This window comes from Sorangium sp. So ce887 (assembly GCF_051521455.1).
Classification (GTDB): domain Bacteria; phylum Myxococcota_A; class Polyangia; order Polyangiales; family Polyangiaceae; genus Sorangium.
The window spans coordinates 84,528-103,887 of sequence record NZ_CP150354.1; the positions used below are offsets into that span (position 1 = coordinate 84,528).

Sequence of the window (19,360 nt, forward strand, 5' to 3'; positions counted from 1 at the left end):
GCGGAGCGCGCCTCGACGTGGGGCGGACGTCAGGGCTGCAGCTTGGCGACGAAAGCGTCGCGGCCCCCGGCGCTCGTCAGGGGGGCTCCGCCGAGATCGATGCTGCCGCTGAAATTGCCCGTCAGCGCGATGAACCCCAGCGCATCCACGTCGACGGCCGCGGCGCTCTGCGTCATTGCGTCGCCGAACGACACCGCCCAGGCCGTCGTGCCGTCCGGTTTGAGCTTCGCCAGGAAAGCGTCGAAGCCGCCGCGGGACTCGACCTGCGGGGGCTTGAGATCGATGGATCTCTCGAACTCTCCGGCCACGAGGACGTTGCCTGCCGGGTCCACCGCCACCCCGAGCGCCCGCTGATTCGCCGCATCCCCGAACTGACGGCTCCAGACATGCTTGCCCTCGGAGTCGAAGGCCGCGACCACCGCGTCGGACTCTCCGGCGTGCGGCGGGGGTGATCCGTCGAAGCTCATCTGTCCTTCGGTCATCCCCGCAACGAAGATGCTTCCCTGGGCGTCCACCGCGACCGACACGAACTCCTGGTCCATGTTGTCGCCGAAGGTCTTGGCCATGAGCGGCTCCCCGTTCCTGTCGAGCTTCCCCATGAAGGCGTCATAGCCGCGGGGGATGAGGTCCGTCTCCCCGAAGCGCATCGGGCCGGCGATGCTGCCGACCAGGACCACGCTGCCATCGGGCGTGAAGGCGGCGTCCAGCGCGACCTGAGGGCTCGAATTGCCGAAGTTCTTGCTCCAGATGTGTTCCCCCTGCGCGTCCATCTTCACGACGAAGATGTCCTCTCCGCCGAAGCTGACGAGGTTGGCCGCACCCAGCACGTTGGCCCGGTCGGTGAAGCTGCCGGCGACCACGATGTTGTCGTCCGCATCCACCGAGAGCCCGCGGACGGTGTCGGCCCCGGGACCGCTGATGCGCTTGATCCAGTCGAGATCGCCCGCCGCGTCGAGCTTCGCCACGAACACGTCCGTGCTGCCGGCGCTGGGGAGCGACGTCCCGTCGAAATAGAGGGCGTTCTCGTAGGTCCCGGCCAGGACCACGAGGTCGTTCTTGGCGTACGCCACGCGCGTGCAAACATCCGTGCCCGACCCGCCGAACGCCTTGTTCCAGATCGGGGTCCCGTCGGCGGCGAGCTTGACGACGAAGCCGTCGGTCGAGCCCTGGCTGGTGGCGAAATCCACGCTCCCGGAGAACCGCCCCGCGACCAGGATGTTCCCTGCCCTGTCGAAGGCGATGTCTTCACCGTGCTGCTCGCCGTCTCTTCCGATCTTGATGCTCCACTCGAGCGTTCCGGTGCACCTGGGCTCACCGTCGCAGCTCTCGTCAACATCATCAACATCCTCGGCGTCCACCGTGCAGCCCTCGGCCGTGGGGATCACCTGATCGACGCACGACCCGTCTCGCAGACAGCCGCTCTTGCACACGCCGACACCCTCGGTCATGGGGGGGCCGTGATAACAAGGCTCACACGGCTCCATGCCAGTGGAAGAGGTCGACGTCGTCCCGCCGGCGCCGCCCTCCGCGCCGGTGCCGCCGCCGGTGCCGCCGCCGCCGCCCTGGCTGCCCGTCCCGCCTTGCCCGGCGCCGCCGACGTTCGCCGCGATCACGCCCTTGTCGAAGCACCCGCCCAGCGCGCCGGCCACGCCGAGCGCGCCGGAGAGGACCAAGAAGTCGCTGCGTCTCATCAAAACACCCCCGCGATCCCCGCGCCCCACGGCGATACCCACGGACGCGCCGTCGCGCCCCTGGGCCTCGACGCAGACGGCAAGGTGAGGAGCAGCGCGGCGCCGCCCGCGGCGAGCGCCCCGCCCACGATGAACGCCGGCGCAGGGATGAGGCGCATGCTGTTGTACGAGCTCAGCGTGTCGCGCGTCTTCCGCGTGTCCGGGCACACGACCTCCTCGGTACACCCGAGATCGATCAGGTCGCTGCGCAGCGCGCTTGTGACGCCGAACGTGATGCCGCCGAGGACGAGCGCCGCCGCGCCCGTGCCCACCGCAGACCAGCCGAGCACGCGCTGCGTGGTCGGCTGCGCGGGGGCGGCCGGGGAGGGGACGAAGACGGGCCGGCGGACGTCGGGGAACGCGAGCGCGACCGCCGTCTCCTGGCGCTCCTGCAGCGTGATCTCCTGCCGGACGACACGGCTCCCCCACGCGCCCTCGACAAGGTGCTTGCCAGGATCGACAGGCCGGCTGACCCCCACGAGCGCCGGTGGCATGAGCTTCCCGTCGATGGAGATCTGCACCTCGCGCTCCGGGGCGCCGCGCACCCCGACTGCGAGCCTGGGGATCCGTGGTTTGAGATCGTTATACGCCTTCTCGGCGTCGGCGACCGCCGTCCTGAAGACGTCGCTGGCCGAGGCGTCGAGCGGCGTGCGGCTCACGTGCAGGTAGCGCTCGGAGGCCTCGATGAGGCGCCCGAGGCGCTCGAGGCACCGCGCCACGTACAGGCCGATCGTGGGCGCCTGGATCAGCTCTTCCGCGCGCCAGAGCTTGTCGAGCGCCGCCGCATACTCGCCCTTGTCGTAGAGCTCGAGGCCCTCCTCCGCGAGCGCCCGGGCAGCGTTCACGGTGGCGGGGTCGACGTCGGCCGCCCGCGCGGGGGTCGCGAGCGCGAATGCGAATGCGAGCGCGACGGCGGCGGTGCCCAGGGCCCTCAATCGCGGGTGCATTCGTCTGCTCAGAAGCCGAGGCGGTCGGCCTTGGGCCGCGTCGCGCTGGAGGCCGAGGGCGCGGCCGCGGACGAGGAGGTCCTGGTCCGCTGCGCGGAGGAGGCGGCCTTGGCCGGTCGAGCGGGCGCCGCCGCGGTCCAGGAGGCGGTCGCGGCGGGCGCTCGGGTCGAGGCGGGCGCCCTGGAGGCCCGCGCCGAGCCGGCGTCGCCCGCAGGCGCCGGGGTCGCCGCGTCCCGGGAAGGCGCGATCTCGGGCGCTCCCGTGGCCGGAGCCGTCTCCGCCGGCGGAGCGTTCGCCGGAGGAGCGGCCGGCGGCGCCTCGATCGCCGCCGGCGGCGACGCGGCGCCGGACGGCGTCTCGTGCGCGGTCGGGTCGCTCCCCAGCGCGCGCCAGCCCACGAAGAGCACCACGCCGACGGCCGAAGCCGCGAGGCCGAGCACGAGGGCGGCGACCGGCGCGGCGCGGCGAGGCTTCCCCTCGACCTCCGCGCCCTCGTCGACGATCGGCGGCGAGGCCGCGCCCCCGCCGGGCGAGACGACCGGCGGGGCGGACATCGGCGGCGCGGACGCCGGCGGGATGGAGATCGGCGCGGCGGCCGCCGGGGCAGGGGCGTGGGTGGAGCTCAGCGATGCCCTCTCGGTCTCCGGCGCCTCGCCCTCCGGCAGGAGCGCCTCGCGCAGCGCCTCGACCATCGCCGTCGCCGAGGGGAACCGCGCGCTCGGATCGCGGCTGCACGCCTGGAGGAACCAGTCGTCGAACGCCGGCGGCACGGGCACGGACGCCACCCGCGAGGGGACGGGCAGCGGCTCACTGCATATCTCGAGGATCATCGCGCCGGGCGCCTCGGCCTTGATCGCCGCCCGGCCGCACACGCACTCGAAGGCGATGACCCCGAGGGCCCACAGGTCCGACCGGTAATCGACGGTCACCCCCTGCGCCTGCTCAGGGCTCATGTACGGCAGCGTCCCGATCAGCACGCCGGCCTGCGTCCCCATGCCCTCGCTGCCGTACAAGCGCGTCTTCGCGACGCCGAAGTCGAGGACCTTGGCCACCTCGCGGTCGTCGTCGCGGGCGAGGAAGATGTTGTCGGGCTTGAGGTCGCGGTGGACGATGCCGGCGTCGTGGGCCTTGCGGACGGCGCGCGCGACGTCGGCGAAGATGCGCGTCGTCTCGGCCCGAGAGAGCGTGCGGACGCGCCCGAGCCGGTGCGCGAGATCCTCGCCCTCGAGCAGCTCCATCGCGATGAAGGGGACGTCGTTGTCGACGCCGTGATCGAGGATCTGCACGACGTTCGGGCTGCGGAGCGCCGCCGCCGCCTGCGCCTCCTGGTGGAAGCGCGCGCGGACCGTCTCGTCCTTCGCGTACAGCGGGCCGAGCATCTTGATCGCGACCGGTGAGCCCAGCGTGAGATCGGCCGCGCGCCAGACGGTGCCCATGCTGCCCGAGCTGAGCGGGCGGATCAGCCGATACCGGCCGACCAGCACCTGTCCCTCCAGCCCGAACGCGTTCGTCGTCATTGTCGCAGGACCTGTCGTGCGCGCGTGGCCTACCCTACGCTGGTGATTGTTCAGTGCTGGTCAACAAGAACAACGGATAGACTGAAAGTCTACGGGGTATGGCGCGCTGCGTCAACCGACGCACGCGCCTCGCGTTCGCAGGACGCTGCTAGAGCACCGAACAGGTTGAAACCCCTTGCAAGAGAGAGTTTGAACCACAGAGGCAGAGAGGGAACAACAACAAAAACTCTGCGCAACCGTCGCGCATTTCTCCGTCTTTCGAGCGGTCCGGCGATCTAGATGAGCACAAAATCCTCGGCCACGGAGACCTCCTCGGCCATGATGCTCGTGGTCTCGTCGTCGCGCTGGACGGCGAGCTTGTAGAGTTGTGCCAGCACGGCCGGGTGATCCTCGCACAGCCCCATGAACTCGGTGGCCGGCAGGTACAGCGTCACGGTGGGGTGGACGGCGATCACGTCGGCGTTCGCCGCGCGGCGGAGGACCATCGCGATCTCGCCGGCGACGTCGCCCGGGCCGAGCGTCGAGAGCACGAGCGGCTCGCCGCGGGCGTCGTCCGCGCCGTCGCGCCGGACCACGGCGACCTCGCCGGAGGCGATGAGGAACAGGCCGGGGGGCCGCTCGTCCTGGACGAGCAGCCGCTCGTTCTTCTCGAACGTGCGCGTGCGGAACCGCTTCACGAGCACGGGCCTGTCGGCCTCGGGGACGACACGGAGCACGTCGCTCATCCGGACGAGGTTCTCGACCATGCGGTCCCGGCAGTAGGCGGCCAGCTCCAGGCCCACCTCGGGCTCACGCTGCGTGATCTCGTCGATCGCGTCGCGCTTCACCTCGAGGACGATGGATGGCCGCGTGGCGACGACGCTCCCGGTGCGCGGCGCCCGCGAGAGCAGCGCCATCTCGCCGAACATGGCGCCGTTCGTGAGCCGCGCGAGGAGGGTCTCCTCGTCCCCGCGCCGGCGCCGGGCCTCGAGCTCGCCGCGCGCGACGAAGTACGCCTCGCTGCGCGCCGCGCCCTGCTCGATCACGGTCGTCCCCGCCGGGACCCAGATGGGGGTGAACGCGGCGCACAGGGCCCGGAGCGCGTCGCGCCCGACGGACGAGAAGACCGGCTGGGGCGCGATCCCGGGGTGGTCGGCCTGGGCGACCAGCCTGCGCGTCGCGTGGTGGATGATCTCGGTCGCCTTGTTGAGCAGGAGCGCGCCCTGGAGCACGGCGGCGAGCGGCTGGAACGCCTCGGCGGTCGGCAGGGGGGGCGGCGGGGGCGCGCCCTCGCCGAGCCGCGGCGAGTCCCTGCAGAACGAGTCGGCGATCAGGTCGAGCCCGGGGCCGGGATCGCCGCCGAAGCGCTCGCTCTCGCGCGCGGCCGCCACGGCGAGCGGCAGGTTCTCCAGGTCGATCGCGCGGATGACCGCGGTGGAGCACGCCTCGCGCGCGGTCTCGTGCCGGTTCAGCTCGCCGAGGAGGCGGCCGCAGAGGCAGAGCGCGGACGGCATGGTCGGGTCGTGCCGGACCAGCGCCGCGGCCCAACGGAGCGCGGCGTCGCGCTCTCCCGCGAGCGCGAGCGCGAGCGCTCGGTCGATCGGCGACTCCGCCTGGTGCGTCGAGCCCGGGAGTACCGGGGGGAGTGCCATGTAAGCGTGTATATCAGGGTTCCTTGAGCGACGGCAAAGAAGGCCGATCCGGTTGCCATGCGGCGGCTCGGGCGTCGCGGCGTCGCGCCCACGTCGAGCGCGGCGAGCGGCCCCCCGGGCGGCGGGGGGCGCGGCGCGAGCGGCGGCGCCCGGCCGGCGCGGCGCCTCGCGGGGAAGGGCCGGGGCGCTGCGCTCAGCCGAGGTGCTGCTTCAGGAACGCGATGCTCCGCTCCCACGCGAGCTTGGCCGCATCGGGGTTGTAGACATCGGGGCGCGTGTCGTTCGCGAACGCGTGGTCGGCGTCGTAGATGTGGAGATCCATCGACTGGCCGCGGGCGGCGAGCTCCTTCCGGATCGCCTCGGCGGCGGCCGGCGTCGCCCACTCATCGCGCGAGGCGAAGTGGGCGAGGATCGGCGCCTTGACGCGCGAATAGTCGGGCGCGGGGCTCGGGACGCCGTAGAAGGGCACGACGGCCGCGAGCTCCGGGACCGTCGCCGCGGCGGCGAGGCTCAGCGCGCCGCCCAGGCAGAACCCGATGATGCCGACCTTGCCGTTCGAGCGCTCGTGCGCCGACAGGAAGCGGACGGCGCCGGCGATCTCCTCGAGGGCGTGCGGCTTGTCGAGCTCGGTCATGAGCCGGTTGGCCTCGGTCGCGTCCTTGGTGGTCTTGCCGTGGTAGAGGTCGGGGGCGAGGGCGATGAACCCGGCGGCGGCGAGCCGATCGAGCAGCGAGCGGATGTGGTCGTTCAGGCCCCACCACTCCTGGATCAGGACGACCGCAGGCGCCTTGCCGCCCTGTTTCGGCCAGACGATCGCGCCGGTCGCCGAGGACCCATCCTTCACGGGGAATGAAACCTTCTCGGACATGCGACTCCTCCCTTCAAGGCGGGGCGGCGGCGCCGGCCCCAGTGAACGAACGGGGCTCGGCATCCGCCGGCCCCAGTGAACGAACGGGGCTCGGCGTGCGCCGGCCCCAGTGAACGAACGGGGCTCGGCATCCGCCGGCCCCTCTGCCGCGGCGCAGGATAACCGCGCATCGCGTGATGCGCATCGCGCATCGCAAGATACCGGGCGCGCGCTCCACGCCGGCGCGCGGACGAGGTAAAATGACCGCGTGGATCCGCTGGCGGGACGATGGAGGCGAGCCGTCTCTTCCTTGAAGGAGCTCCGGCTGCGGGTCGCGTTCGTGCGGAGCGAGATGCTGCGCGCCGAGCCCGCCTCCGTCGCCCGCGCGCTCGACGACCTCTGCCGCGACGCCGAGCAGGCCGATCCCGGCGCGCGCGACGTGCTCGGCGCCGTCGTGCCGGTCCTCGCGGATCCGGCGCTCTCCGAGCGCGTCGAGCAGCTCCGGGAGCTCGCCCCCTCCCTCTCCCTCCTGTCGCTCTCGCGGCTCCTGCGCCGCAAGGCGCGGCGGCACGAGGCGCAGCCGGCCTCGCCGGCGCCCGACGAGCGCCGCCTCGCCACGTCGAGCGCGGGCCGCGCGCTCTCGCTCGGCGAGCGGCGCGCGCTCGCGCGGCGGCCGACGCGCGCCGCCTTCGACGCCCTGCTGCGGGACCCGCACCCGCTCGTCATCCGCAACCTGCTCGCGAACCCGCGCCTGACCGAGGACGACGTCGTCCGCCTCGCGGCGCGGCGCCCGGCGAGCCCGGAGGTCATGACGGAGCTCGCGCGGCACCCCGAGTGGCCCCAGCGCGCGCGGGTGCGCATGGCGATCGTGCAGAACCCGGGCGCGCCGCCGGAGCTCGCCGTGCCCATGGTGCGCCTCCTCCTGCGGCCCGAGCTCCTGCAGCTCGCGGCGGCGGCGGACGTGCCTGCCGTCGTGCGCGCCGCGGCGCGGGAGCTGCTCGAGCGCCGTCCGCCCGTCCCGCACAAGCCGGGCGGCGCGCTGGAGCAGTGAGCGGCCCACGCTGCCCGAGGACGGCGCCCCGTCACCGCCCGGGCACGCAGCGGCGCCGCGCTCGCCGCGCCGCGGCCGCGGCGAGCGCCGCCGCAGCGAGGCCAGGCAGCGCGCCGTGCGCAGGGCCGGCGGCGTGCGCGCAGGCCGCCGCCGAGGCGCCGTCCCCGGGCGCCGGGCGGCGCGCGCGCGTGCAGGGCGCGCTGAGGTCGGGCGCCGTCCAGGGCTGGTGGAACGCCATCGCGCGCTCCACCGGGTCGTCCACGTTGCTGAGCTCCTCGCTCGGCGCCTCGCCGATCGCGATCCAGAGCCGTACGCGGCGCGCCTCCGGGCTCCACGCGACAAGGTGATAGCTCCCGGTCTCGGGCACCTCGATCCGCTGCTCGAGCAGGAGCCAGGAGCGGGCGCCGGTGACGGGCTCGCGGACCACCTCCGCGTCGTGCACGCTCCGGGTCGCGAAGATCCGCGCGCCGAGCCCCGCGGGCGCCGCGAAGGGCAGCCCCGCGGGCCGCGGCAGGCCGGGGCCGAGCAGCGCGAGGGAGGGGCGCTCGCGGCGGAGCGCGTCCATCTCCGGCATGCCGAGCTGCACGCGGAGCGTCTCTCCCTGCGTGGCGCCGAGCTTCAGCCACACCGGGCGGCTCGGACACCCGAGCTCGGAATACACGACGCGAGAAAGGTGGAGTTCGGAGAACTCGAAGGCTTCCTCGGCGCTCGAGTGGTCTCCGTAATCGAAGAACATCTGGCGTGCGCGCGCGGGGGACGCCGACGCGAGGAGGGCCGCCAGCGTGATCGCCACGAGGGCGAGGCGCTCGATGCGCCCGCGGAGCGTCGCGCGGCGGGTCCGGGGGATCATGTCTCTCGACAGGATCCCTGGGGCCGAAGATCGATCTGTCCACGCCGAATGCGCCGCGCCGCGAGGGGGAAATTATCAGTTATCGCCAGTTACCGGTGGTTACCGTCAATCGCGGGGAAGGCGCCGGGAAGAAGAAGAGGACGAGCACGATGGGCGGCGCCGGCCGCGCTCGCGGGAGCCGGCGGGGGGCTACGCGACCTCGGCCCAGCACCGCGCGAGGCGGCGGACCCCCTCGTCGAGGTCCTCGTCGCGCGAGACCGACGAGAAGCACAGTCGGAGGGCGAACGGGGTCACGGCGCCGTTCGCGCGGAACAGCGACCCTGGGTCGAAGGCGACGCCGTGCTCGATGGCGGCGGCGAGGAAGAACGCCTCGTTCGGCTCGGCGTCGGGCTCGACCCAGATAGCGAAGCCGCCGGCCGGCGACTCGAACCTCCAGCCGGGCAGGTACCGGCGGAGCGCTTGCTCCATGCGGGCGGCGCGGCGGGCGTAGAACTCGCGCAGGCGCACGAGCCGCTGATCGAAGTCCTCGTTGCGGAGGTAGTCTTCCAGGATGGCCTGCGGCAGGCTGGCCGCCTGCAGGTCGTCGGCTTGCTTCAGCTTGAGGACATCGGCCCGGAGCGCGCGCGGGGGCACGAGCCAGCCGACGCGGAGCCCGGGGCACAGCGTCTTCGAGAACGTCCCGACGTGGAACACGCGATCGGGCGCCTCGGCCAGGAGCGGCCGCGGGGCGGGGCCGTCGAAGCAGAGATCCGCGTAGGCGTCGTCCTCGATGATCGGCCGGAGGGTCGAGAGGACCTTTGCTCGCTCGCGCGGCGACAGCCTGCGTCCACGCGGGCTGGAGACAGCGGGCATGAGGTAATACGCATCGACGTGGCTACCGTCGTCGACGAGCGTCGCGCGGCGCGCCTGGAACAGATCGAGCGCGCCGGGGTAGCTCTCGGGGTCGACGCCGATCCTGGCGCCCGGCCCGCGGACCATCTGCGCGGCGAGGGACACGGCCTGCTGCGCGCCGCTGGTCACGATGATGTCGTCGCGAGCGACGCTGGCGCCGCGCCGTCGCAGCTGCCCGGCGATCCAGGAGCGGAGATCCTCGTCGCCCTCGGGCCAGCCGTACTGGAGCGCCGGGCAGCTGGGGATCTGGAGCGCGCGGACGAACGACGCCGCGAGCTTGGACCGCGGGAACTCCCCCGGCGCCGGCAGCCCGCCCGCGAAGCTGATGAGGCCCGGTGTGTCTGCGGCCCGCCGCGTCAGGGCGTCGAACCGGCCGAGGCCGAGCCCGAGGCCGAGCCGCGTCCCGCTCCGCGGCGGATCGCGCGAGATCGGGGCCTGCGACGGCCGGGTGTGGGATGACGGGGGCGGATGGGTTGCGCGCGCGGTAACGTCCATAGATTTCCGGGTCCGGACGCGACCCATTCAAGGATGGTGCCGCCTGCGCTGTCCGTCTCCAGACGGAGCGGAAACCCTCGGGCCCCGCGGCAGGACGTATTTCCCTGGAAAATTGGTTACATCGCGGCAACGCCGGACGGGCGAGGACGCGCTGGTGGGTGTGGCGTGCTCGCGCGGCGTGTCAGGCTGCCACAGCGCGCCGACGGGCGAGCAGGGGTGTCCTCCGGGCGGACATGGCCTGGAAATACGGCCGTCATGGTCTGGTCGGTGAGATGTCTGCCAGGAGATCTGTATCCGCAGCGCACGCTGCTCCGAGCGTGGAGGGTGCTCGCGAGGCGTTTCGCCCGGGCCGGCCGTCGGGAAGGTGTGCTCTGGGCTAGGGCTCTGTGCCCCAGGCGAGCACGCCGTCGTGGTACACGGTGACCTGCATCGACGGGATCCAAGCGGTCGTCGCTTCGAAGGAGTAGTCGTCGGCCTGCGTCATGCGCTCGTAATCGGCGTTGAAGACGCGGATCTGTACCTCTCCGGACGTGGCGCCCGGGGCGAGGCTGGCTGCGGCGGCGAGGAAGCCGAGCTCGAAGTAGTGATCGGCATCCGTGCCAGACGCCTCGCTGAACGTCCTGGTGAGGTTGGCGCATCCGCCGGTGGTCGCCGCGAAGTCGCATGCGCTTCTGAGATCCAGAGCCGCGACGTCGGCGGTGAACCAGTAGCGAATCGTCAGATCGCTGAGCGCGATGCTCTCATCTCCGGTGTTCCTGACCTGGACCTTGAACGACAGCTGCTGGGGGGTGGCGGTGGTGTCTCTGGCGGCGTACTGCAGCTCGAGCGCCGGCGTGGTTACGCCGCCGGTGGTGGAGCTCGCGGTGGTGGAGCTCGTGGCGCTGCCGCCGCCGCCCGTCGTGCTGCTCGCCGTGGAGCTGACCGAGCTGCTGGCCGCGGAGCTGACCGAGCTGCTGGCCGTGGAGCTGACCGAGCTGCTGGCCGTGGAGCTGACCGAGCTGCTGGCCGTGGAGCTGACCGAGCTGCTGGCCGTGGAGCTGACCGAGCTGCTGGCCGTGGAGCTCGTCACGTCAGCTCCGCCCTCCCCGCCGGCGCCGCCGGCGCCGCCGAGACCGCCGGATCCGCCGTCTCCGCCCGTCGTGGAGCTGGCCGTGCCGCCCGTCGCGGAGCTGCTCGTGGTCGAGACCGCAGACCCCACGCTGCTCGAGCTGGACGAGGACGCCCCGCTCGAGCTCGATGTGGCGCTGCTCCCGCCCCCCCCGCCATCGCCGCCCAGACTGGAGCCTTCGGCACACGCCACGAGCATCAGGAGAGAGGCGGCAGAGAGAGCCCTCGTTCCCATCAGCCAGGAGCGCGATTCTCCAGCTCGATTGCAGCCACTGCCCTGCAAGAGCTGCGCTCCTGAGCTCGTCGACATCTTCACCCGAAAACCCCGGAACCACGCTGCTTCGGACGTCTTCGGGCCGAGCAGCGACGCACACCTTGCCATCGGTCGCATCTTGATGACTCCTGTGAGCGCCCGACCAGGTCCGAAGGTCGAACGGAAGGAAGTTGAGACCGGAAGCTTATACAGATCTCCTCGGCGCCAGCAAGAGGTTTGGGCGCCAGCAAGAGGTCTATCGTGGTAACTTTCTGCTGATGTCGTAGTCCTGTGTGGAGTTTTCCTGCGCACAGGTAGGGCACGAACACTGGCCGACACCGGGTGTTCTCGCCGTTCTCGCCGCTCTCATCTCCTGTGTCCCGGCCCGCGGGGCCGCCTCACGCGTCCTCGAGCGGAGGCGGCGCGTGGAGCCAGTTGAGCTCGGAGTCCTCCATGAACCGTGTCTGCCACTGTGCGGGCTTCTCCCAGTCACGAAACGAGAGCACCGCGCCGCAGAACGCCTCGCCCGTCTTCTTGCCAGGCGCACGGATCAGCTCGTCGGCGAGGTGCAGGAGATCCGCCGGCTGCTCGGGCGCGTCCGCGACGAAGGCCCTCACCCACTTGTGGTACGGATACAGGATGCGGTTGTGCGCCAGGATCAGCCGGTAGCCGAAGAGCACCGCGCGCGCCGAAGCCCAGCTCAGGAGATACCGGTTGTCGTGCTGCTCCGCCGACTCGAGATAATAGCGCATCGCCTCCAGCTGGGCGATGAACCCCAGCATCTTGTGCGCGCGCTCATGCTCGGGATAGGCCGAGATCGCGCGCACCAGGTCGTCGATGTCCGGGCGCCGCGACCAGGCGACCGTCGCCCCCAGGAACGCCGAGCGCGCCGGCTCACTGCCGCGCTCGCGGGTCTTCTCGAGGAGATCCTGGTTGATGATCTTGCCGTCGACGTACCCGCCTGGATAGTCCACGAGGCCCGGGTCCCAGGCGACGTAGACCAGCTCGCCGGCCGCATACCGCCGCCTGTGCTCCTCGTCGGTGACCACCCAGAAGAAGTCGACGTCCGACGTCTCCTTCCCCAGCCCCTTCGCCTGGGAGCCTCCGATGATGATCGCCACGGAGCACGGGTCCGCGCTCAGCCGCTCGACGAGGCGCGAGACGGTCCGGAGATGGTGCGCGTGATAGTTCGGTTCTCGCATCGAGGTCATCCACTCTTTCTTCCACCGAGGAGTCTGCCGCCCGACGGTCCGTCGCACGGTAGCGCAGCTCTTGGGAAATTTCCCCCTCGGCGCGCCGCCGAGACCCGGGCCGGCCTCGACCATCACACTCCCTCCCCGGGTAGGCAGCCATGGACGGCACGCTCCAGCGAGGGTACAGGTGCGCTCTGCCGTAGTTCAGGTTCAGGGGAAAATTTCATGAAGACCAAGGCGATCAGCGGTCGACTGGCAGCGTGGGCCCTGAGTGCGCTCGTCGCGAGCGCGTGCTCTCAGAAACAAGGGGGGTCGGCCGAGGGGACAAGGGCGCCGCCGCGGGGGACAAGGGCGCAGCGGCGGGCGAGAAGGCCGCCAAGGTGGGTAGAGTCAAGATTGCCCTCCTCCTGCCAGAGTCGAAGACGGCGCGCTACGAGTCGAAGGACCGCCCCTTCTTCGAGGCCAAGGTGAAGGCCCTCTGTCCGGACTGCCAGATCCTCGCGAGCAACGCGAACCAGGACGCCTCGCAGCAGCAGGCCCAGGCCGAAGCGGCGCTGACCAACGGCGCGAGCGTGCTCGTCCTCGACGCCGTCGACAGCGCCTCCGCGGCCGTCATCGCGACCAAGGCCAAGGCCCAGAAGGTGCCTGTCATCGCCTACGATCGCCTCGTCCCGGGCACGGACGCCATCGATTACTACGTGTCGTTCGACAACGAGTCTGTGGGCAGGCTCCAGGGCGAGTCGCTGATGACGGCGCTCAACAACAAGCCGACGGCCCGCGTGGTGATGATCAACGGCGCGGCGACCGACAACAACGGGATGCTCTTCAAGAAGGGGGCGCACAGCGCGCTCGACGGCAAGGTCCAGGTGGTCAAGGAGTACGACACGCCGGACTGGAGCCCCGACAAGGCGCAGGACGAGATGACCCAGGCCCTCACCGAGCTGAATAACCAGGTGGACGGCGTGTACGCGGCCAACGACGGGACCGCCGGCGGGGCGATCGCCGCGATGAAGGCGGCCGGCATCAAGCCCCTTCCGCCCGTGACAGGTTAGGACGCCGAGCTCGCCGCCGTCCAGCGGATCCTCCTCGGCGAGCAGTACATGACGGTGCACAAGGCCATCAAGCCGCAGGCGGAGGCCGCGGCGGTGATCGCGTATCACCTCGCCACGGGCAAGCCCGTGCCCACCGACATCACCGGCGGCAAGACGGTCAACAACGGGAAGAAGGACGTCCCCTCGGTGCTCCTGGTCCCCCTCGCGGTCACCAAGGAGAACCTGATGGACACGGTCATCGCGGACGCCTTCTGGACCACGGAGCAGATCTGCACGGCCCAGTACGCCGAGGCCTGCAAGGCGGCGGGCATTCTCTAGGTCCGGAGCTCCCCTCGACGCCCATGAGCGCGATGCAGCGAGCTCCGATCCTCGAGCTGCGCGGGATCAAGAAGCGATTCGGCGCAGTGCAGGCCCTCTCCGGGGTCGATCTCGAGGTCTTCCCGGGCGAGGTCGTCGCGCTCGTGGGGGACAACGGGGCCGGCAAGTCGACCCTGATCAAGACCATCGCCGGCATCTTCCCGCCCGACAGCGGCGAGATGCGGTTCGCCGGACAGCCGGTCACGCTCCGGGGACCCAAGGACGCATCGAGGCTCGGGATCGCGACCGTGTATCAGGACCTCGCCCTGTGCGACAACCTCGATGTGGTCGCGAACCTCTTCCTGGGAAGGGAGGAGATCGACCCCGTCTCGCGGGTCATGAATGAGGAGCACATGGAGCGGCGCGCCCTGGAGGTGCTGAGGACGCTCAACGTGAACCTCCCCGCCGTCCGCACGCCGATCGCCGCGCTCTCGGGCGGACAGCGGCAGTCCGTGGCCGTGGCCCGCGCGGTGATGGGGGAGGCGAAGCTCGTCATGCTGGACGAGCCCACCGCCGCCCTCGGCGTCGCCCAGACGAAGCAGGTCCTCGAGCTCATCACGCGGCTCAAGCAGCAGGGCCTGGGCGTCCTCGTCATCAGCCACAATCTCGCCGACGTCTTCCAGGTCTCGGACCGCATCGTCGTGCTCCGGCTCGGCCAGCTCGCGGGCACGTTCGACACGAGCGCGGCGTCGCGCGAGCAGGTCGTCGGCAGGATCACGGGCGCCGACGTGGCGGAGCCAAGGAGGGCAGGGTGATGGGAGGCTCGGGACCGACGGGCGAGATCGCGGCCTCCGCGTCGTCGACGGCAGGCACGGCAGGCGCGGCAGGCCTCTCCGCGCTCGCCCGGCGCCTGCGCCAGGGGGATGCGAGCTCGTTGCCGGTCCTCCTCGGGCTCGTCCTCATCTGGGGCATTTTCGCCTCCCAGAATGAGAACTTCCTCTCCGCGCGCAACCTCACGAACCTGGTGCTCCAGATCGCCGCGATGGGGACGATCTCGGTGGGGATCGTGCTGGTCCTGCTGCTCGGCGAGATCGACCGGTCGGTCGGCGCGGTGAGCGGGATGAGCGCCGCGGTGATGGCCATCCTGAACGTGCAGCACGAGGTGAGCCCGGCGCTGTCGCTGCTCGCCGGGGTGGCGACCGGCGCGTTGATCGGGCTCGCGCAGGGGTTCTGGTTCACCCGGTTCCGGGTCCCGTCGTTCGTCGTCACGCTCGCGGGGCTCCTCGCCTGGCAGGGAGCGCTCCTGTGGGTGCTGGGCACGACGGGCACCGTGAACGTCTACGATCCGCTCATCTCGGGGCTCGCCGGGACGTTCCTCTCGCCCGGGCTCGGGTGGGGGCTCGGCGCGCTCTGCGTCGGCATGGCGATCGCCGGCCAGGCGGTGACCTGGCGGCGGCGGGCCCGGGCCGGCCTCCCGCCCCCCTCCAGGGGCGCCATGGCCGCGCGGCTCGCGGGGGTGGTCGTCCTGGTCCCGGCGGTCGTGGGCCTGCTCAACGCCGACCGAGGGGTGCCGCTCGCGCTCCTCCTGCTGCTCGGCTTCGTGATCGGCTTCGACCTGCTGCTCCGGCGGACCCGGTTCGGGCGGCACGTCTTCGCGGTGGGCGGGAACGCGGAGGCCGCGCGGCGGGCGGGCATCCGCGTGGACGCGATCCGCGTGGCCGTGTTCACGCTGTGCGGGGCGCTCGCGGCCTCGGGGGGATCCTGGCGACCTCGCGCCTGCTCGCCGTGAACCAGTCGTCCGGCGGCGGGGACGTGCTCCTCAACGCGATCGCCGCCGCCGTGCTCGGGGGGACGAGCCTGTTCGGGGGCCGAGGCACCGTCTGGTCGGCGCTGACCGGCGCGCTGCTGATCGGGTCCATCTCGAACGGGATGGATCTGCTCGCGCTCCCCTCCTCGGTGAAGTTCATGGTGACGGGCGCGGCGCTGCTCACCGCGGTGACGATCGACGCGCTCGCGCGGTCCGGCCGGCAACCGGCGGGCCGCTCCTGAGGGCCTGCCGGCCGGACAGACCGCGGGCGCGTCCTGCGGCGCCCCCCGCGATCCCGCCCCCTCTTGCCAACCCGGTCGCTCCTATTTATGGTGAGTGAGTACTCACTCACCATAAATAGGAGGCGGGTCATGGCGAGAGCACTCGATGCGCTGGTGGTCGGGGGAGGGCCGACCGGGTTGACGATGGCCGGGGAGCTCGCCCGGCGAGGGCTCACGGTGCGGATCGTGGACAGGGCGCTGGAGCCGCCCGCGGATCACTCGCGGGCGCTCGCCGTGCAGGCGCGGACGATGGAGATCTTCCGCAGGATGGGGATCGTCGATGCTGCCCTGGAGCGCGCCGTGCGCGTGGGAGGGTTCAACGTCCTCCTCGCGAACGGACAGCGCGCCCGGCTGCCGATCTTCGACTTCCCGGAGCTGTCCACGCCGATCCCGGGCATCTTCGTCATCCAGCAGCTCGACACCGAGCGCGTCCTGGCCTCCCGGCTCGCCGGGCTGGGCGTGGCGCTCGAGCGCGGCGTCGAGCTCGCCGCCTACGCGCAGGACAGCGACGGTGTCTCGTGCACGCTCCGCCGGGCCGACGGGAGCCTCGAGGAGGTGCGCGCCGGGTGGCTCCTCGGCTGCGACGGCGCGCGCAGCGCTGTCCGCAAGGGCGCCGACATCGCCTTCGAGGGGGACACCTACGACGATCACTGCATGCTCGGCGACCTCGTCGTCGACTGGCCGCTGCCGGACGGCGACATCTACCTCAGCCCCTCGCGCCGGGGCGTCCTCGCAGCCTTTCCAGTGCCCGGCAGCCATCGCTTCCGGGTCATCCTCATCCGGCCCGAAGCGCCGCCGGAGCACGGCGCGCCGGTCTCGCGCGAGGAGTTCGAGGCCGCGATGCGCGAGATGATCCCGGTCCCGTTCGAGGTCCAGAGGGCGATCGTCCTCTCGCGCTACCGGCTGCACCACCGCGTGGCCACGCGGCTGCGCAAAGGACGGGTGTTCCTCGCCGGAGACGCGGCGCATATCCACAGCCCGGCCGGCGGGCAGGGCATGAACACAGGAATCCAGGACGCCTACAACCTGGCGTGGAAGCTCGCGGCCGTCGAGCAGGGCCGGATGCCGGCGTGGCTGCTGGACACCTACGAGATGGAGCGGCTTCCCGTGGCACGCCGGCTTGTCGACTTCACCGACCGCCTCTTCGGCCTCCTGGCCGGGCACGGTCCGGTGGGCCGGACGCTGCGCGCGGTCGCGCCGCGCCTCATGGCCCGCGCTTTCGGCATCTCCGCCGTGCAGCGCCGGATCCTGGGATTCCTCTCGCAGCTCCAGATCCGCTACCGGAAGAGCCCGCTGTCGGTGCAGATCGGAAGCCCACCGGAGCACGGGCCGCGCGCCGGGGATCGCGCGCCGGACGCCGTGGTTCGCGGCGCGGCGGGCGAGCAGGTCCACCTCATCGACCTGATGCGCGGCGCCGGATCCACGCTGCTGCTCTTCACCGGCCCGCAGGCGGACGGCGGGGCCCGCGAGCACGCCCGGAAGCTCGCCGCGCAGCTCGGCGGGCCCGACCTCGAGGTCCTGGTCATCGGCGCGCCCGAGGCCGGAGGGTACGCCGATCCGGACAGGCACGCCCACGCGGCGTACGGCGTCGCGTCCTCGGCCGCCGTCCTCGTCCGGCCGGACGGCTATATCGGCGTGCGCAGCGATCCGCTCGACGAGGGGGAGCTCCGGCGGGCCCTCGACCGGCTCTTCACGCGCAGGGCCGGATCCGCCTAGCGCCCTTGCCGATCGCGGCGCGGCGGCGGCCGAAATCCGCCGGGATCGCTGGCGCGCGGAACCAGAAGGTGAGCAGAAGGAACGCCGATGAGCCGACGACCGCGCTCGAGCGACACGTTGACCGAGGCGCAGAAGAAGATCGTCGAGGCCGCGGTGACCGCCTTCGCAGAGCACGGCTTCCACGGGACCGCGACCCGGGACATCGCCCGGCGCGCAGGGGTCGCGGAGGCGACGATCTTCAAGTACTTCCCGACCAAGAGGGATCTCCTCCTGGGGGTGCTCGGGCCCGCCATCGAGCAGCTCGTGGGGCCCGCGATGGCGCGCTCCATGGACCCGCTCTTCAACGCGACGTACCCGACCTTCGAGGCGTTCCTGCGGGCGCTCCTCGCCGAGCGCGCCGCGTTCGTGCGCGCGCACCCGCAGCTCGTGCGCATCCTGGCGCAGGAGCTGCCCTTCGACGCCGATCTGCGGATCGGCATCGCCGGCCGGGTGTTCGCGCCGTTCCTCGCGAGGGGGATCGCCTTGATCGAGCGCTTCCAGCGCGAAGGGCAGGTCGTCGGCTGGCCGCCCGCCCTCGTCCTCCGCTGCGTCGCCTCGACGTTCGCGGGGTACATCCTCCACCGCGTGTTCATCGCTCCCGACGCGGCGTGGGACGACGAGGCCGAGATCGAGCGGGTCATCGCCTTCGTGATCCGCGGCCTCTCGCCCGGCCAGCCGGCGTGACCCCGCGCGGCGCGGTGCCGGCGCGCCGCGCCGCGGGCGGCGATCAGCTCGTCATCAGCAGCGAGCGGAGCTGCGACGGCGACACCTGGTAGTCCTTGCCGCAGTAGTCGCAGCGGATGTCGAGGACCTTCCCGTCCTCGACCATCTCCTCGATGTCGCTCCGCGGCAGGCTCGCCAGCGTGGTCATGACCCGGAGCTCGCTGCAGCGACAGCTGAAGCTGAGCGGCGAGTCGTCGAGCCGCGAGAACGGCATGCCGTGGAGCAGCTCCTCGAGCAGCACGTCCGCCGAGGCGCCCTCCTGCGCGAGCACGTCGTCGAGGCGCTCGAAGTCCTTGAGCCGCTCGGTCATCACCATGAGCGGACCGCGCTCGACCTCCGGGAGCAGCTGCACGAGGTACCCGCCCGAGGTGCCGACGCCGTCCTCGCCGATCAGCGTCGCCACCGCGATCATCGAGACGACCTGCTCCGACTCCTGCATGTACGTCATCAGGCCGCCGGAGATGCCGCCCTCGGCCGGGACCTCGACGACCCCTTGGTGGAGCATGCCGTTCGGCAGCGTGCGCATCACCTGCAGCAGCGACCCCGCGCCGATCTCCACCGCGCTCTTCTTCGCGGCGCCCTTGCCCAGGTTGACGAGGCCGCGGCTCGTGCCGTCCGGGTGCGAGTCCGCGACCAGGGATCCGTGGCCGGCCGCGCCCTTGAGGATCGCCTGCACGCGCAGGTTCGGCGCCATCGCCTCGCGCACGAGGATGGCGCCGGTGATCAGCTCTCCCAGCCGCTGCGCGGTCGCGCCGGTGGCCGTTTGCACCGCGATGGCCCCTCGCACGGTCTCGGTGGTCAGCGCCGTGATGACGCGAAAGGCGCCATCCATCGTGATGGCGCGGACGACGGAATCAGAAGGTCGGAGCAAGATGCACTCTCCCGTGAGGAAATATCGTTAGGCCACGGACGGCGGATGGCAACCCGCGGCGC

General features: G+C 71.8%; 18 protein-coding genes. 8 read left to right on the forward strand and 10 right to left on the reverse strand.

The features are described 5' to 3' along the window. Positions 1-29: 29 nt before the first annotated feature. The 5 genes from WMF36_RS00310 to WMF36_RS00330 form a co-directional block, all read right to left on the reverse strand. Entirely contained in the window at positions 30-1,691 is a 1,662-nt protein-coding gene (locus WMF36_RS00310) for an SBBP repeat-containing protein (RefSeq protein WP_437577549.1), read from the reverse strand. Beyond that, positions 1,691-2,677, reverse strand: a complete 987-nt coding sequence (locus WMF36_RS00315) for a tetratricopeptide repeat protein (protein ID WP_437577550.1) — start codon at positions 2,675-2,677, stop codon at positions 1,691-1,693. Before WMF36_RS00315 ends, WMF36_RS00310 begins: the two co-directional genes overlap by 1 nt. Positions 2,678-2,685: 8 nt before the next feature. Continuing rightward, complete coding sequence (locus WMF36_RS00320) at positions 2,686-4,194, reverse strand: serine/threonine-protein kinase (RefSeq protein WP_437577551.1); 1,509 nt, start codon at positions 4,192-4,194, stop codon at positions 2,686-2,688. A gap of 275 nt (positions 4,195-4,469) precedes the next feature. Then, the gene (locus WMF36_RS00325) at positions 4,470-5,825 is read right to left on the reverse strand and encodes a cyclic nucleotide-binding domain-containing protein (protein WP_437577552.1); all 1,356 of its coding nucleotides are present in this window, start codon (positions 5,823-5,825) and stop codon (positions 4,470-4,472) included. A 193-nt stretch (positions 5,826-6,018) separates the two neighbouring features. Further along, entirely contained in the window at positions 6,019-6,693 is a 675-nt protein-coding gene (locus tag WMF36_RS00330; RefSeq protein ID WP_437577553.1) for a dienelactone hydrolase family protein, read from the reverse strand. Positions 6,694-6,982: 289 nt separating this feature from the next. On the opposite strand from WMF36_RS00330, the gene WMF36_RS00335 reads away from it, so the two are divergent. Next, on the forward strand, positions 6,983-7,723 hold the full coding sequence (locus WMF36_RS00335) for a hypothetical protein (RefSeq protein WP_437577554.1): 741 nt from the start codon (positions 6,983-6,985) through the stop codon (positions 7,721-7,723). A 31-nt stretch (positions 7,724-7,754) separates the two neighbouring features. Here the strand turns inward: WMF36_RS00335 and WMF36_RS00340 are convergent, their stop codons facing one another. From WMF36_RS00340 to WMF36_RS00355, 4 genes are all read right to left on the reverse strand, one after another. Continuing rightward, complete coding sequence (locus WMF36_RS00340; protein ID WP_437577555.1) at positions 7,755-8,573, reverse strand: hypothetical protein; 819 nt, start codon at positions 8,571-8,573, stop codon at positions 7,755-7,757. 189 nt (positions 8,574-8,762) lie between these two features. Then, on the reverse strand, positions 8,763-9,959 hold the full coding sequence (locus WMF36_RS00345) for a PLP-dependent aminotransferase family protein (RefSeq protein ID WP_437577556.1): 1,197 nt from the start codon (positions 9,957-9,959) through the stop codon (positions 8,763-8,765). 376 nt (positions 9,960-10,335) lie between these two features. Further along, positions 10,336-11,157 carry a cellulose binding domain-containing protein gene (locus WMF36_RS00350; RefSeq protein ID WP_437577557.1) on the reverse strand — a complete coding sequence of 274 codons (822 nt, stop codon included), beginning with the start codon at positions 11,155-11,157 and terminating at the stop codon, positions 10,336-10,338. Positions 11,158-11,717: 560 nt separating this feature from the next. After that, on the reverse strand, positions 11,718-12,521 hold the full coding sequence (locus WMF36_RS00355; protein WP_437577558.1) for a nucleotidyltransferase domain-containing protein: 804 nt from the start codon (positions 12,519-12,521) through the stop codon (positions 11,718-11,720). Positions 12,522-12,802: 281 nt separating this feature from the next. Between WMF36_RS00355 and WMF36_RS00360 the strand changes: the two genes are divergently transcribed. The 7 genes from WMF36_RS00360 (at position 12,803) to WMF36_RS00390 (ending at position 18,388) form a co-directional block, all read left to right on the forward strand. Further along, positions 12,803-13,564: a substrate-binding domain-containing protein gene (locus tag WMF36_RS00360; RefSeq protein WP_437577559.1), complete on the forward strand. Its 762-nt coding sequence runs from the start codon at positions 12,803-12,805 to the stop codon at positions 13,562-13,564. 48 nt (positions 13,565-13,612) lie between these two features. Then, positions 13,613-13,882, forward strand: a complete 270-nt coding sequence (locus tag WMF36_RS00365; RefSeq protein ID WP_437577560.1) for a hypothetical protein — start codon at positions 13,613-13,615, stop codon at positions 13,880-13,882. 32 nt (positions 13,883-13,914) lie between these two features. Continuing rightward, positions 13,915-14,676: an ATP-binding cassette domain-containing protein gene (locus WMF36_RS00370; RefSeq protein ID WP_437582056.1), complete on the forward strand. Its 762-nt coding sequence runs from the start codon at positions 13,915-13,917 to the stop codon at positions 14,674-14,676. Continuing rightward, on the forward strand, positions 14,676-15,650 hold the full coding sequence (locus WMF36_RS00375; protein WP_437577561.1) for a sugar ABC transporter permease: 975 nt from the start codon (positions 14,676-14,678) through the stop codon (positions 15,648-15,650). The genes WMF36_RS00370 and WMF36_RS00375 overlap by 1 nt, the downstream gene beginning before the upstream one ends. Beyond that, positions 15,647-15,910: a hypothetical protein gene (locus WMF36_RS00380; RefSeq protein ID WP_437577562.1), complete on the forward strand. Its 264-nt coding sequence runs from the start codon at positions 15,647-15,649 to the stop codon at positions 15,908-15,910. The genes WMF36_RS00375 and WMF36_RS00380 overlap by 4 nt, the downstream gene beginning before the upstream one ends. A gap of 129 nt (positions 15,911-16,039) precedes the next feature. Continuing rightward, a complete protein-coding gene (locus tag WMF36_RS00385) occupies positions 16,040-17,665 on the forward strand; it encodes an FAD-dependent monooxygenase (RefSeq protein ID WP_437577563.1) in 1,626 nt (541 codons plus the stop codon). Between the two features lie 87 nt (positions 17,666-17,752). Further along, positions 17,753-18,388, forward strand: a complete 636-nt coding sequence (locus WMF36_RS00390) for a TetR/AcrR family transcriptional regulator (RefSeq protein ID WP_437485251.1) — start codon at positions 17,753-17,755, stop codon at positions 18,386-18,388. 43 nt (positions 18,389-18,431) lie between these two features. On the opposite strand, the gene WMF36_RS00395 is transcribed toward WMF36_RS00390, so the two are convergent. Continuing rightward, on the reverse strand, positions 18,432-19,298 hold the full coding sequence (locus WMF36_RS00395) for an Hsp33 family molecular chaperone HslO (RefSeq protein ID WP_437577564.1): 867 nt from the start codon (positions 19,296-19,298) through the stop codon (positions 18,432-18,434). Between the last annotated feature and the right edge of the window lie 62 nt (positions 19,299-19,360).

Coding starts and splice junctions, on each gene's coding strand:
- WMF36_RS00340 (WP_437577555.1), bottom strand. CDS start 8,573: ATGATCCCCCGGACCCGCCGCGCGACGCTCCGCGGGCGCATCGAGCGC.
- WMF36_RS00385 (WP_437577563.1), top strand. CDS start 16,040: ATGGCGAGAGCACTCGATGCGCTGGTGGTCGGGGGAGGGCCGACCGGG.
- WMF36_RS00315 (WP_437577550.1), bottom strand. CDS start 2,677: ATGCACCCGCGATTGAGGGCCCTGGGCACCGCCGCCGTCGCGCTCGCA.
- WMF36_RS00310 (WP_437577549.1), bottom strand. CDS start 1,691: ATGAGACGCAGCGACTTCTTGGTCCTCTCCGGCGCGCTCGGCGTGGCC.
- WMF36_RS00355 (WP_437577558.1), bottom strand. CDS start 12,521: ATGCGAGAACCGAACTATCACGCGCACCATCTCCGGACCGTCTCGCGC.
- WMF36_RS00330 (WP_437577553.1), bottom strand. CDS start 6,693: ATGTCCGAGAAGGTTTCATTCCCCGTGAAGGATGGGTCCTCGGCGACC.
- WMF36_RS00325 (WP_437577552.1), bottom strand. CDS start 5,825: ATGGCACTCCCCCCGGTACTCCCGGGCTCGACGCACCAGGCGGAGTCG.
- WMF36_RS00390 (WP_437485251.1), top strand. CDS start 17,753: ATGAGCCGACGACCGCGCTCGAGCGACACGTTGACCGAGGCGCAGAAG.
- WMF36_RS00345 (WP_437577556.1), bottom strand. CDS start 9,959: ATGGACGTTACCGCGCGCGCAACCCATCCGCCCCCGTCATCCCACACC.
- WMF36_RS00375 (WP_437577561.1), top strand. CDS start 14,676: ATGGGAGGCTCGGGACCGACGGGCGAGATCGCGGCCTCCGCGTCGTCG.
- WMF36_RS00365 (WP_437577560.1), top strand. CDS start 13,613: ATGACGGTGCACAAGGCCATCAAGCCGCAGGCGGAGGCCGCGGCGGTG.
- WMF36_RS00320 (WP_437577551.1), bottom strand. CDS start 4,194: ATGACGACGAACGCGTTCGGGCTGGAGGGACAGGTGCTGGTCGGCCGG.
- WMF36_RS00370 (WP_437582056.1), top strand. CDS start 13,915: ATGCAGCGAGCTCCGATCCTCGAGCTGCGCGGGATCAAGAAGCGATTC.